The organism is Brevibacillus sp. FW306-2-1A-C05A (assembly GCF_058781555.1).
Map to the genome: position 1 here is coordinate 1 of NZ_JBYSWV010000075.1, position 13,396 is coordinate 13,396.

Annotated in this window: 13 protein-coding genes and 1 riboswitch; of the genes, 9 read left to right on the top strand and 4 right to left on the bottom strand. The window is 54.0% G+C overall.

All coding sequences use genetic code 11. The annotated features are described in order from the left end of the window. Nucleotides 1-248 precede the first annotated feature (248 nt). Both AC3WJN_RS24525 and ald read left to right on the top strand, forming a co-directional pair. Nucleotides 249-1,490: a PucR family transcriptional regulator gene (locus AC3WJN_RS24525; protein ID WP_005835864.1), complete on the top strand. Its 1,242-nt coding sequence runs from the start codon at nt 249-251 to the stop codon at nt 1,488-1,490. A gap of 129 nt (nt 1,491-1,619) precedes the next feature. Then, nucleotides 1,620-2,744, top strand: a complete 1,125-nt coding sequence (ald, locus tag AC3WJN_RS24530) for an alanine dehydrogenase (RefSeq protein ID WP_007785762.1) — start codon at nt 1,620-1,622, stop codon at nt 2,742-2,744. Between the two features lie 67 nt (nt 2,745-2,811). Here the strand turns inward: ald and AC3WJN_RS24535 are convergent, their stop codons facing one another. From AC3WJN_RS24535 to AC3WJN_RS24545, 3 genes are read right to left on the bottom strand one after another with little or no spacing between them, the layout of a single operon-like run. Beyond that, on the bottom strand, nt 2,812-3,990 hold the full coding sequence (locus tag AC3WJN_RS24535) for a Ger(x)C family spore germination protein (protein ID WP_007785761.1): 1,179 nt from the start codon (nt 3,988-3,990) through the stop codon (nt 2,812-2,814). Then, nucleotides 3,987-5,369, bottom strand: coding sequence for a spore germination protein (locus AC3WJN_RS24540; RefSeq protein WP_007785760.1), 1,383 nt, complete (start codon nt 5,367-5,369; stop codon nt 3,987-3,989). Before AC3WJN_RS24540 ends, AC3WJN_RS24535 begins: the two co-directional genes overlap by 4 nt. Beyond that, nucleotides 5,359-6,459: a GerAB/ArcD/ProY family transporter gene (locus tag AC3WJN_RS24545; RefSeq protein WP_005835871.1), complete on the bottom strand. Its 1,101-nt coding sequence runs from the start codon at nt 6,457-6,459 to the stop codon at nt 5,359-5,361. The genes AC3WJN_RS24540 and AC3WJN_RS24545 overlap by 11 nt, the downstream gene beginning before the upstream one ends. A 144-nt stretch (nt 6,460-6,603) precedes the next feature. Between AC3WJN_RS24545 and AC3WJN_RS24550 the strand changes: the two genes are divergently transcribed. From AC3WJN_RS24550 to AC3WJN_RS24575, 6 genes are all read left to right on the top strand, one after another. After that, nucleotides 6,604-7,695, top strand: a complete 1,092-nt coding sequence (locus tag AC3WJN_RS24550) for a quinone-dependent dihydroorotate dehydrogenase (protein ID WP_007785759.1) — start codon at nt 6,604-6,606, stop codon at nt 7,693-7,695. 154 nt (nt 7,696-7,849) lie between these two features. Further along, nucleotides 7,850-8,046: riboswitch (cobalamin riboswitch) on the top strand. 146 nt (nt 8,047-8,192) lie between these two features. Continuing rightward, nucleotides 8,193-8,957 carry an energy-coupling factor ABC transporter permease gene (locus tag AC3WJN_RS24555; protein WP_007785757.1) on the top strand — a complete coding sequence of 255 codons (765 nt, stop codon included), beginning with the start codon at nt 8,193-8,195 and terminating at the stop codon, nt 8,955-8,957. After that, entirely contained in the window at nt 8,954-9,238 is a 285-nt protein-coding gene (locus AC3WJN_RS24560; RefSeq protein ID WP_005835876.1) for an energy-coupling factor ABC transporter substrate-binding protein, read from the top strand. Before AC3WJN_RS24555 ends, AC3WJN_RS24560 begins: the two co-directional genes overlap by 4 nt. After that, nucleotides 9,235-10,026: a cobalt ECF transporter T component CbiQ gene (cbiQ, locus tag AC3WJN_RS24565; RefSeq protein WP_007785756.1), complete on the top strand. Its 792-nt coding sequence runs from the start codon at nt 9,235-9,237 to the stop codon at nt 10,024-10,026. Before AC3WJN_RS24560 ends, cbiQ begins: the two co-directional genes overlap by 4 nt. 4 nt (nt 10,027-10,030) lie before the next feature. Then, on the top strand, nt 10,031-10,882 hold the full coding sequence (locus tag AC3WJN_RS24570) for an energy-coupling factor ABC transporter ATP-binding protein (protein WP_007785755.1): 852 nt from the start codon (nt 10,031-10,033) through the stop codon (nt 10,880-10,882). A 296-nt stretch (nt 10,883-11,178) separates the two neighbouring features. Further along, nucleotides 11,179-11,340, top strand: a complete 162-nt coding sequence (locus AC3WJN_RS24575; protein ID WP_005835728.1) for a hypothetical protein — start codon at nt 11,179-11,181, stop codon at nt 11,338-11,340. 99 nt (nt 11,341-11,439) lie between these two features. On the opposite strand, the gene AC3WJN_RS24580 is transcribed toward AC3WJN_RS24575, so the two are convergent. Then, nucleotides 11,440-11,574 carry a hypothetical protein gene (locus tag AC3WJN_RS24580; protein ID WP_007785753.1) on the bottom strand — a complete coding sequence of 45 codons (135 nt, stop codon included), beginning with the start codon at nt 11,572-11,574 and terminating at the stop codon, nt 11,440-11,442. A 280-nt stretch (nt 11,575-11,854) separates the two neighbouring features. On the opposite strand from AC3WJN_RS24580, the gene AC3WJN_RS24585 reads away from it, so the two are divergent. Next, nucleotides 11,855-12,349, top strand: coding sequence for a hypothetical protein (locus AC3WJN_RS24585; protein ID WP_005835726.1), 495 nt, complete (start codon nt 11,855-11,857; stop codon nt 12,347-12,349). The last annotated feature ends 1,047 nt before the right edge of the window (nt 12,350-13,396 follow it).

Genomic DNA, 13,396 nt, shown 5'->3' on the forward strand with positions numbered 1-13,396 from the left:
GCACTGTCTTAGGAGGGGCAATGAGATGCCCTCATCTTGAAGGCTGTTCAAAACAGAAATGGACTGCGAACGCTTAGCCATTCAAGAATCCCACCCGTACACCGCAAGGTGGAAGGCTTGCGGCTTTAGCCGTGGGAGTCTCAACAAGAGAGCAGCCATGCGCTGCTGCGCCGGAAAAAGTGCGTCCCTCTCCTGCTTTCTTGTATAATAAAAGCACACGTATGAAAGCGCGGTAAAGAGGTGGAAATGTGTCCGTAGAGCCTAACTATTTTCAACAGTATCAGCATGCCGATATAGACGAACTTGCCGATGTGATTGGCGAGCTTTTGCAAAACCCGATTACGGTTGAAGATGCGGATCACAAGCTGATTGCCTACAGCTCTCACGGGGACAGCACGGATCAGGCGCGCTGGTCGACGATCATGGGGCGGAGGGTGCCGGAAAAGGTGCTGACCCGGCTGTGGAAGGACGGCGTGTTTCAGGAGCTGTTGACGCAGGATGATCCGGTGCACATCCCGGCCAAGGATGAAGTCGGCCTGGGCAAACGGGTGGCGATCGCCATTCGCCGGGGCAGCGATGTGCTCGGGTATATTTGGGCGCAGGAAGTGAATCGGCCGATTACGCCCGAAGACGATGAGATTTTGCGCCAGGCGGCACGGGTAGCGGTTTCGCGGCTCATGCAGCGGCAAGGCAAGCGCAAGGCCGAGGAGCAGCGGCGCAAGGAGTTTTTATGGGAGCTTTTGCTCGGCAACCACAAGAGCGAGAGCGCCATCCGGCAAAAAGCGGACAGCCTGCAAATGCAGCTTCCGACCTCTTATTTGATATGCATTATCGAAGCGGCCGGAGCGCGGCTCGACCAGTATTTGTACCCGCTCCTCATGCGCGACAAGCTTTTGTGGGTCGTGGACGGCTCGCAAATCATCCTGCTGATCGGGCTTAGCGAGGACGGCAAAAAAGATGTGCGCGAAGTCCTGATTCGCAAGGTCGAGCAGTTTTTAGCCGATTCCTTGGGCAAGCTGGAAGCCCACGTCACAGAAGGGCGCCAGGTAGTTGCCGGATACGGGCTTGGCTACCGGACGTACTCGGAGATTGTGAAAAGCTACAGGGAGGCGCTGCACGCGCTCAAGATCAAAAAGCTGTTCCCAAAGGAAAACGAAGGCGTTTACGGCTACCACGAGCTGGGCATTTACCGCTACCTTTTGCAGTTGAAGCAGTGGGAAGCGGAGCAAGGCTACGAAAATGAACGGCTGGAGAAGCTGCGGCAGTACGACCGCGACAACCAGACGGCGATGCTGGAGACGCTGGAGACGTTTCTCGATGCCGCAGGCAAGGTAAACGTAACGGCCCAGCGGCTGCACATCCACATCAACACGCTGAGCTACCGGCTGCGGCGGATCGAGGAAATCATGCGGGTCGATCTGGAAAATATGAACCAGCGGGCGGCGCTCTACCTGGAGCTGAAAATGGCGAAGCTCGATCAGGAACAATAGTTCGTTTGTGAATTTTCACAAAAAGAAGGACGGCAAAATTAAAGGAATCCCCAAGGAAACGCTACCAACTGTCGCTGTACAATGATAGTAATCTCATTAAATCGGCGTTTCCAAGGAGGACTACCTATCATGATCGTTGGCATTCCAAAAGAAATAAAAAATAACGAAAACCGCGTAGCCATCACGCCTGCAGGCGTAGCCGCTCTGGTGCAAAACGGACACTCTGTCCGCGTAGAAACCGGCGCAGGCCAAGGCAGCGGCTTCACCAACGAAGACTACACTGCAGTAGGCGCTGAGATTGTCGCGACCGCAGCAGATGCGTGGGCCGCTGACATGGTCATGAAAGTAAAAGAACCGCTTCCAGCCGAGTACGGCTACTTCCGTGAAGGTCTGATCCTGTTCACGTACTTGCACCTCGCTCCAGAGCCTGAGCTGACTCGTGAACTGATTGATAAAAAAGTAATCGCAATCGCGTACGAAACCATCCAGCTCGACAACGGCGCTCTGCCGCTCTTGATGCCGATGTCCGAAGTTGCGGGCCGCATGTCCGTGCAAATCGGGGCGCAGTTCCTGGAAAAACAATACGGCGGAAAAGGCGTGCTGCTCGGCGGCGTACCTGGCGTGCCAAAAGGCGAGGTCGTCGTCATCGGCGGCGGGATCGTAGGGACAAACGCTGCGAAAATGGCGCTCGGTCTCGGTGCAAACGTAACGATCATCGACGTGAACGCAGACCGTCTGCGCCAGTTGGATGACCTGTTCCAAGGTCGCGTGCAAACGCTGATCTCCAACTCCTTCAACATCGCAAACGCGGTGAAAAAAGCAGACCTGCTCGTAGGCGCTGTCCTGATCCCTGGCGCACGCGCACCTCGTCTCGTAACGGAAGACATGGTCAAAGCGATGACACCTGGTTCCGTGATCGTAGACGTGGCGATCGACCAAGGCGGTTCTATCGAAACTATCGACCGCATTACGACGCACGACAACCCAACTTATGAAAAACACGGCGTGATCCACTACGCAGTAGCGAACATGCCTGGTGCGGTAGCTCGCACTTCCACGCTGGCGCTGACCAACGTAACCGTTCCTTACGCTGTGCAACTGGCGAACAAAGGCTACGCCCAAGCGATCCGCGACAACCGCGCGCTGGCTAAAGGCGTAAACGTCATCGACGGAAAAGTAACCTACAAAGCGGTAGCCGATGCGCACAACCTGCCATACGCTTCCGTGGAAGAAGTTCTGCTGGTGAAAAACTAATCCGGTTTTCTGAAAACAAAACTGCTTGCCGCAGATGTCGGCAAGCAGTTTTTTGCTGTCTGGGCTGTTACTCGCGTCCGAGCGGGGACGGGTATTTGGTGGATTCCATTTTCATCTTGCCCGAGTCGCTCAAATGGACGTGGATTTGGATGCTGGCAATCGAGTCGCGCGTAGGCGCGGTGCGCTGCGCTTTTTCATACATTCGCCACGCCCGGTAGTCTTTTTTGAACAGCTCCCTTTCCAGTCCGTACAGATCGGTGCCTTTTTGCACCCCCTTCAAAAACGTTCCGCGGATTTGCTCACGCACTTGTTCCTCCGAGTTTTTTTGGATCTGCTCTGGACTGATCTCGGGGCTTATCAGCTCGCGAATGAAGCCGAGCAAATGGACGTGCAAATGGTAGCGCGGCATAGGCCCGGTCGTAACCGGGACGATTTTCAGCCCGACGTGCTTGATGCGGATCGTGGCTTTCGGGGTGTTACCATCGCGGATGATGAGTCCGGCAAAGTCGGTATCCTCGTCCATCCAGCGCAGTCCCATCAGGTCCCGGCTCGGAAAATACCCTTTCCATGTGCCGCGGTGGAGCGCGTGTACCCCGTCTATGGTCAGCCGCGAAACATAGTGGTTGTTTTCTTTCCAGGAACGCTCGTAGATCGTGATGTTGGGCAGCAGCACCGTGTTCGATGGTTCCCAGAAATTGGAGATGAATCGGTAAAACTGCATCGGCTCGATAAAGGAGCGCTGCTCGTAGACGTCCTTTGGCTGATGCAAGAGGGACGTCAGCGGGGAGAAGCCGGAAAGGGAATGGTTGCCAAGCACCTTGTCGATCGGCTCCCGCGTCCCGAACACCCATTTTGTATAGCGAATCAAGCCGTAGCGGTTCAAAATGTCATGCGTCGAAATAATGCCTTTTTGCAAGATGCGCTCGTGAACAACGAGGGACGACACAAACCCGAGAAACAGCGGAATCTGCGAGTTTTTTTGCAGATTGTCAAACGCGGTCATCAGCGTCTTGCCTCTTCCGATGGAAATCGTGGCGGGAGGCGATTTCGGGGTGGCGCTCGTCTCCTGTTTGGCTACGCTTGCGAGGTCGACCGACTGGGCGTAAAGGACGTATTCGTTGTTGATAAAGTCAACGCCGAACGCGGACAAATAGCTCAAATCCTGAATCGATTTCTGGTCCCAGCAGCCGCTGAGGAGCGTGGTGGCCAAGAGCAGCAGCGCACAGGCGATTCGGGCGGCCTTCATTTGGCACCTCCGTTCCGCATCGGTTTTTTTCGGAAAAAGTAGATCAGCGGCCGGAACAAGACAAGGTACAGATTGGAGAGCACGTTCGACGAGCCCATCAACAAGTATGGTCTGCCGAACGAGGTCAAGGTGGACAAGTAATAAATAATCGCGATCATGCCAATGACGAACCCGTACATGCCGATCGTGGAGGACAGGATGAACACAATGAAGCGGGCGACCGTAACCGCGCCGCTGAGCGCCTGGTTGACCAGCGTGAAGGATGCGACGACAGTCAAGGAGCCTACGAACAGCATCGAGGGCGAAGTCAGTCCCGCGCGAATGGAAGCGTCCCCGATAATCAGCGCGCCGACAAGCGCCAGCGTCTGACCGACGTTTTTCGGCAGACGGGCTCCGGCCTCGCGCAGAAATTCAAAGATGAACAAAATCATGAACAGCTCCATGGGCGCGGAAAAAGGCAAGCCTTTTCGCCCTTGGGTGACAGTGGCGAGCAGTTGAAACGGGAACTGCTCCACGTTGTAGGCGGACAGGGCAATCCAAAACCCCGGGAGAAACGCTGCGATCCAAAACCCGCCGAGGCGCAGCAAGCGCTCCAGCCAGACGTAAACGATCGGATACTGGTCGTCCTCGGGAGATTTAATCAGCTCCAGCAGCGAGACGGGAGCAATCAGCGCCAGAGGCGAGCCGTCGACCATCACGATTACTTTTCCTTGCAGCAGCATGTAAATGGCGAAGTCGGGCCGCCCTGTGTAATCTACCAGAGGAAACAAGGAATTGCGGTTGTCGCTCAGCATTTTTTCCAAAAGAGCGCTGTTCAATATTTTTTTGTTGTCGCAGAAGAGCAGCCGGTCGCGCATCATCTCCACCAGGTCAGGCGGTGCGCTGTCGTTCATGTACATCAGCGCAATTCGGCTGCGAGAGCGTGTGCCGAGAATGAACGGCTCATAGGCGAGCGTGATCGTGCGCAGCCGCTTGCGGATGAGTGCCACATTGGTAGACAAGTCTTCCACGAAGCCGTCCCGCGGCCCTTTGATCGAAATCTCCGTGTTGGCTTCTTCCGTGCCCCGCTGCGGACGGTTGGAAATGTCCCAGGCAAAAGGCGGCGACCCGTTCAAAAAGATGAGCAAATCTCCCGAGAAGAGCCGCTCCGTCCACAGCTCAGGATTGGTGTAGAGCGGAATCAGCGGGAGCGAACGCAAGTCTCCGGTGGTCAGGCAGCGTTCCAATTGCGGCAAAGCCGTCTCTTGCAAATGCCGTACGTCGGCCAGACCTTCGCAGTACAGCATGAGAACCGACTGATCGTTGGGGGTGACTGTCCGCAAAAAGATGACATCCGCGCAATGCGTGAATTTTTCTCGCAGCTCTTCTTCAAGGGTCATGGCTCACATCCTCCAATCCGGTTGGTTTGCGCAGCGACAGCAGGAACAAGACGAGCGTGACAGCTACCATAACCAGCAAATAAAGCGGATAGTAAATCTTCGACAGAAACGTGACGAACTGCATGTCGTTGTAGGGGAGGCTGGTGAGAACGATCATGCTGGCGCCGAGGGCGAGCATGACGTACTTGCGCTGCTTTTTCGTTTTCAGGACCAGCAGCTCCCCGAGCAGCAGCAGGCAAAGCGTAATGCGGATAAACGAGCCGGACAGCCATTGAAAGATGGAAAAAAACTCCATGTTTTCGATGTCTTTTCCGATCGTCAAAAGCCGCCATTGTTCAAAGGCAGGAAAGCGCTGGCGCATCGACTCCACAGGCCCGAACTCGGCGATGGCTCCCGTCAGCGGGCTGAGCGTCAGGACCAAGGTAATGGCAATCATGACGATGTAGTGGATGAGCCGCAGCGGTTTGCGCACGTGATGCTGCAGCAACAGCAGCAGGAACAGCTCGGTAAAGCCACCCCCGACAAAAACCATGGCGTGCACGGTAGGGGCAATTCCGTTCTGGAACAGCGGCAAGAGCTGGGAGTAGTCTTTTTTCGGTACGTTGCCGAATGCGACGAACATGCCAAGCAAGGAGACAATGGGCAGCAATATGCCCGAAGTAATGCCGACTGAGGCAATGCCGCCGTAGGATGCGAGAACGCACAAGATCATCAGGGCAAGCGCAGTCACCCACTCGGGCGTCTGCGGCAAATAGTTGACGGTTGTCCACGTTTGGGTATCAACCAGATTGACGAGTGCCATCATGTACAGGCAGAGCATGATGGGGATGAGCAGCAGGAAGCGGACGGCTTTTCCGGACCGGAGCAAGAGCCAGTGGGACAACGACTGCTGTCCGATGCGGCTGTTGATGAAATAGAGCGCGTACGCCCAAACACAAAAGGGGATCATGCCAAAGATGACACTCAGCCAGGCATCGCGCCCGGCTTTGCTGAGCAGCAGGGGGATAAGGGTGACATGATTGGTGATTCCGATCGACAGCATCATCACCATGATCGCTTGGCCAATCCCGATTTTTCCGTCTGCTTTCATGAACCAACGTCCCCCCGACTTGGTGGTTTTGTTATGGTTTGTTTGCCCGGCTGGAAATATGTATCGCGTATAAAGGTTAGCCCACGATAAATAAAGTGTGGTATTCTACAATGAGGTAAAAATGGAGTAAGGAGTGCAGCCGGGATGTATAAGCTCATTAGAAAATATCTGTTCCAGATGGATACGGAAGAGATTCATGAAAGAACGGTTGGTGCCCTGAAGCTGGTGGAAGATTCTGCTCCGGGAAAAAGCTTGCTGCGAATGATGTTTCAGGTGAAGGACGAGCGTCTTGCCACAAAGCTGTGGGGAATGACGTTTCCCAATCCGGTAGGGCTCGCCGCCGGTTTTGACAAAAATGCCGAAGTGTATCATGCACTGGGTGCGCTCGGGTTCGGGTTCGTGGAAGTCGGGACATTGACCCCGCAAGGACAGCCGGGCAATCCGCGGCCGCGCCTGTTTCGCCTGCCTGAGCACGAGGCGATCATCAACCGGATGGGCTTCAACAACCACGGTGCTTATTTGGCTTCGCAGCATCTGGTCGATTACGCGTATTCCGATGTTCCGATCGGGATCAACATTGGCAAAAACAAAGTCACTCCCAATGAGGAAGCGGCTTCTGACTATATCAAATGCCTGGACATGCTCTATTCGTACGGCCATTATTTCGTCATTAATATCAGCTCTCCGAATACGCCCAATCTTCGCGATTTGCAGGAAACCGAGAGCATGCGGCTGCTGGTGCGGGCGGTGCGCGAAAAAGCGGCGGAAATGGAAGTGCGCGGCATTCAGAAAAAGCCGATTCTGCTCAAAGTAGCCCCCGACATGTCCGACGAGCACATGCGCGATGTCGTGCAAGGAGCGGTGGAAGAGGGCATTTCCGGCATTATTGCCACCAATACGACCTTGTCGCGTGAAGCCGTTCAAGGGCATCACTATGCCGAGGAAGCGGGAGGACTGAGCGGAAAACCGCTGACAGAGCGTTCGACTGCCTGGGTAAAAGAAATTTACCAGGAAGTGGGCGACAAGGTGCCGATCATTGGCGTAGGGGGCATTTTCACGGGGGAAGATGCGTACGCGAAAATCCGGGCGGGCGCAAGTCTCGTGCAAGTGTACACCGGAATGATTTATCAAGGCCCGGGCATCTCCAAGCAAATCAACAAAAAGCTTTTGCAACTGTTGAAGCGCGACGGCTTTTCCCACATCAGCGAAGCGGTCGGCGTGGACGCCAGGTCGTAAGCATAAAAAAGAAGCGGATGCAACAAAGACCGATGACTCCCGGAATGGCGGGGCATCGGTTTTTTTACGCAGTTATACGCCGCTGATTATATTCTTCCGCTTTTTCCCTTGATTCTGTATAATAATGTGGGACAAGCAAGAACTATCTAACAATTGCATATCGTCGGCGATAGGTGCCTTTATGTGCAAGCCGCATAAAGGGTAACAGGGAATCGGGTGAAAGTCCCGAGCGGTCCCGCCACTGTAATCAGGGAGTTCTCTTTGAGATAGAGCCACTCATATTCATATGGGGAAGGACAAAGAGCGCGATGAGCTGAAAGCCAGGAGACCTACCTACTTGCCACACCCAGGAATACCTTCGCGGAAAGGAGCGGTGAATACGAAGCAATAGGACTGTGCCAACGGTCTGTTGTTTTTGTGCGCATACCTCGTCTGCTAGCGGATGAGGTTTTTTTGTTGGTGAAAAAAGAAAGAACAGCAAAGGAGGAGGAAATGTCTTGAATCGATCCCGTTTCGTTTCGACCTGTCTGTTGATTGCAGGCTTTGTCCTTTATTTTCTCGTAAATGAACCGCAGACGTCCCACGCGATGCACATCATGGAAGGATATTTGCCGCTGGGCTGGGCGCTGTTTTGGTGGGTAGTATTTATTCCATTTTTTATTCTCGGCATTCGTTCCTTGAACAAAATCGTCAAGGAGCATCCGCAAATGAAGCTGCTGATCGGCGTATCCGGCGCGTTTGCCTTTGTGTTGTCCGCGCTGAAAATTCCTTCGGTGACGGGCAGCAGCTCGCACCCGACGGGAACCGGGCTTGGCGCGATCATGTTTGGCCCGTGGGTCATGTCCGTGCTCGGCAGCCTGGTGCTGCTGTTCCAGGCGCTGCTTTTGGCGCATGGAGGGCTGACGACGCTTGGAGCCAATGCGGTGTCCATGGCAGTAGTAGGGCCGATGGTAGCTTACGGCGTCTATCGCCTGATCGTGCGCGGAAACGGCGGACAGCGTTTGGCCGTATTCGCTGCTGCTGCGCTCGCAGACTTGGCTACTTATGTCGTGGCCTCCGTGCAGTTGGCTTTGGCTTTCCCGGCTGAATCCGGCGGCGTTATGGCATCGTTCGCGAAATTCGCAGGAATTTTTGCCATCACCCAGGTTCCGTTGGCGATCAGCGAAGGGCTTTTGACCGTGCTCGTCTGGAACTGGCTGCAGTCTTACAATGCAAAAGAGCTGGCGCAACTTCGCCTGCTGAAACGGGAGGAATCGCTGTGAAAAAAGGGATGAACTGGCTGCTGCTCCTGGGCGTAGTCTTGCTGGCGGTTGTGCCGTTGCTGTTGGTGCAGGATTCGGAGTTCGGGGGAGCAGATGGAGCGGCTGAGGAAGCGATCAAGGAAATCGCCCCTGCTTACGAGCCGTGGTTCGAGCCGCTGCTTGAACCGCCAGGCGGCGAGACAGAGAGCTTGCTGTTCGCGGTGCAAGCGGCGCTCGGGGCGGGCGTTGTCGGCTATGCCGTGGGATTGTACAAGGGCCGGCTGGATAAGCATAAAAAATGAATTGGCAGCAGCTTGATTCGCTTTCCTATCAAAACCGGCTGCGATTTTTGCCGCCTGAGCACAAGCTCCTGTTTGCGGGCGTGCTGATTTTGCTCGTTTTGACGGGACATGAATGGTTGCAGATGGCGATTTGTCTATGGATGGGAGTATGGGTAATGGTGTATGCCCGTATTCCCGTCCGTTTCTATTTCGGATTTTTCATCCTGTCCCTGTCGTTTTTTGTCCTGGGGCTTCCGGCGCTGTTGCTGGAAGCAGTAAGAGCGGATGCAGGGGCGGGCGTCCAGGCAGTTGCGGCGTGGAAGATCGGGCCGTATCTGGTCTACGTTCCGGCAAGCGCGCTCGACAAGGTGTGGCTGCTTTTTTGGCGGACGATGGCCAGCCTCGCCTGCTTTGCTTTTGTCTTGTTTACCGTGCCGTTTGCCGAGATTTTGCAAGTGCTGCGCAAGCTGAAACTTCCGGTCATCGTGACGGATTTGCTCATGATTATGTACCGTTTTATTTTCGTGCTGCTTGGCGTCTCTCATCAACTGTGGATTGCCCAGCGCGCGCGCGGAGGCCATCGCGGGTTCCGGGCGATGCTGCGGGATGCGAGCGGACTGGCCGCGCAGTTGTTCGTCAGGTCCATGCGCAAGTACGATGCGCTGTACAAAGGGATGGCAGCGAGAGGCTTCGGGGAAAGCCTGCAGGTGCTTTCCTTGCACACTCATTCTCGCTCCGGCCGATATGAAGCAGAGTCAATCGCAGGCTGTATTTTGCTGATTTTGCTGGAGTGGTGGACAGGAGGGTAATGCTTTGACATCATGGCTGTTGGAATTTGTTGATTTGCACTACGCCTATCCAGGCGGCCGTGGCCCTGTCCTGAAAGGGTTGTCCCTGGGCATTCCGGAGGGGAAAAAATGCGCCTTGCTCGGGCGAAACGGCTGCGGCAAGTCCACCTTGTTTTTGCACGGGAACGGCATCATCCAGCCGCAGCAAGGGCAAGTGCTGTGGCGAGGAACGCCCCTCAGCTACAAACGCGCTGCCTTGCAAGAGATGACGCAAAAAGTCGGGCTGGTCTTTCAGGACCCGGAGCATCAGTTGATCGCCAGCACGGTCGCCGAGGATATTTCCTACGGGCTGTGCAACCGGAACTTGCCCGCCGACGTAATCCGCGAGAAAGTGCGGGCTGTCCTGGACGCGTTTGGCATGACAGAGCTGGCGGACGTTCCGATTCACCACCTCAGCCTGGGACAAAAGCGGCGTCTCGCCCTTGCCGGGGTCATGGTGCTTGCGCCGGAGCTGCTGCTGTTGGATGAGCCTACGGCCTACCTCGACCGTTACCAGACCAAAAATTTGCTGCGCGAGCTGGATGCCATTCACCAAAACGGCACGACCGTGCTGATGGCGACCCACGATATGGACATCGCTTTCGAATGGGCGGAGTGGATTTGCGTCATGGATGAAGGCCGGCTGATTTTTGCCGGAGAGCCCCAGGAGGCGCTGGCGCGAAGAGAAATGCTGGAAAGCCTGCATTTGGGCATGCCGCTGATCGCCGAGCTGTGGGAAGCGTTGCCGCCTGAATGGAGGCGGGAGGCGGGCGAACGGATTCCGTGTTCGCTGGAGGAATTAAAAACACGGCTGGCCGGACAGGTGATGGTCCGATAGATAAGGTACAGGCAAGCGGTCGTCTCGGCGGCCGCTTTTTTGCGTGCCAAACGTCGCGCGGTTTTGGGCATAAGGAAGGGGGGCGGCTGCTGAGCCTGTGGTCGGTTTGACGTTTTGGATGACCGCTTTTGCTTGGCGCTGTCTCATTCTCTTCAATGGGGCTTTTCCTGCCTGCCGGATAACGGGGATTGCGCTGATTGGTGGCGAACGCCGTGTATGGGTGGTTTCCGAGCGCCGTGCATGGCCGCTGTTTTTTTGGGGCATCTTAACCTCAAAATTCCTCTGGAGGTATCGCGATGGAACACGATTCCTTGAGCTCAGGGCTTGCTGGCGTGGAGCAAAAAGAATTCCCCGGCAAAGTCAAAGACCAGCTCATGTTCAATGTCCTGGAAAAAGAAATGACCAACGAAGAACAGGAAAAAAAGGCGAAAGACGAGTATTTGACAGGAAAGTCGTAGCCCGCGCCAAAAGCCCTTCTCGGCCTGCACAAGACGAGAAGGGCTTTTCCTTTTTTCTGTAGCGAAAGGTGCGTATGTAAACACGCTTGTTTTGCATGCTTACTTGTCCTTCTTTTCTGCTTTTTCCTGCCGGTCTTTCAGGATTGATAAAAAGGCCAAAAAATCGCCCAACAGAACCAGCACGGCAGCCATCAACGCCAGATCTTCCGCAGAAAAACCATTGTTCTGCTTCATTTTCCAGCCTCATTTCCGTAGGGATATCCGCCCTTTTTATCTTATGCGCAGCCGTCTGGGACCGTCACGCTTACTGCTTGTCCTGTCGTTTTACTCCCCGTTATCCTGTTGACTTACTAACCGCTTATTCTGTTCGTTTGCTGACGGGGCCGCATTTGCCTGTACGGAGACAGGCTCCCGAGCGGGTCGTTGAGAAAGTCGGCGAATTTTGTAGGGATATGTCTTTTTCTAGCGAATAAAAGAGAAGGGACCTACTTAAAACGGGAGAAGTGGTGAGATTGTGATTTCAGCTTTGAACAAGACGCTCTGTGTGCAACAGCTTGTCGAGAAGTTAAGGGATAAAGAGCTCGTTCATGTTTCGAGCTTTGATTTGAAAGAAACCAACAAAGCCTTGTATGAATACGTCCATCGGCTAAGCAGCTCGATCGCGATCATTCCCACCACGATTGATTCTGTCATTACGGGGGTCATCCGCTTTCAGGAGGGCTATTTCATTACGCTCGGCATGCTGATCTGGAAGGACGCCACGCAAAAAGGGCCGTTCAAGGAAGGGACGTTTCTGTTTTACAAGCACGACGCAAGTGACGCTCTTGATGATTGCATTCATATTACGAACTCGATTGAAAACCACAACCTGATGGAAAGCCTGTTTTTCGCCTGCTGCGAGAGCAAGGGCGATGATATGGTGTTGAACTATTCGCACATCGAGCACGCTATTAAATACGGCGAGACGTATCGGGATTTGATGGAGAAGTGGAAAAAAGGGTTTGCCTGAAGCGTGGGAGCATTTCCATTATTTAGATGTGAAAGCCAGCCGCCATTCCGACGATATGAATAATGTCATCTAGTATAAGTTCAATTGGGGATAGGCGCGCGACTAAACGAGCAGCATGGTCGGCGCCGTTTTTTTATGTGGCGGAGATGTGGGGGGAGCGGCTATGTCGAAACGTTTGGCGGCCCCGATCCGTAGCCGTGACGATTTCTTAATCGGGAAGCGGCTCTAATCTTTTGCCTGCGTCAATCCATAAGTAAGTTTGTAGCAGCATGCATGGAAGGTATAGTTTGTTTCAATAAATTTTAATGTTTGAGTACCAAACAAAATTCAAAACCCCGATGATAAGCTGGAGGCAAAAAGAAGTAGCGGCGACGTATAAGGCGACTCGCCCGACGCTTTTGAATTGCTGGTTTTGATTAAACATGGAAACGATCCAGACAATCAACCCGACGGGGCAAAAAATAAAGCTGAACAAATAAATAATTCCCTTTTCCAGTTTGCTCATTTGGTTTCCTCCACCTGACAGTCGAATGATTTTGGGGAGGCTGCTTCTGTGTGGAAGCAGCTTTCCGCACATGGAAAACGTGGAAGGCGCAGTTGTCCCTGCTGGAGCTAGCTTTTGCTTCGCTCGTTCTTCAGTAGCAGCATCCCTATGACGTTTCCAATCAACTCGAACAAAGCAAAAAGCAATTCCATCCGGTTTTCCCCTCCAAAAAATCCTTTTTTTGTATATACGACTGTATTCATGTCTTGGTTTCGGATAGGAGCGAAAGGAAAGTGTGGCTTCCGCTAGCGCATCGCTCCCATGACTTCGTCAAACGCTTTTGACCTCTACTTTTACAAACATGGGCATGACGTAATAATCAGACATGACAAAATCCCCTTTCGTATGTGAGTCGGAATGACTGACATCAACGCTAAACGATGACGCTGGCGGGAAGGCAAGGGGGAAGACTTTACTTTTTGGACGTTTTACAGATTTTCCGAACGAGAAAGCCCGCTACGGTGCGATAGCACCCCCTTTAGGGGCGGGATGAGAGTGAGGTC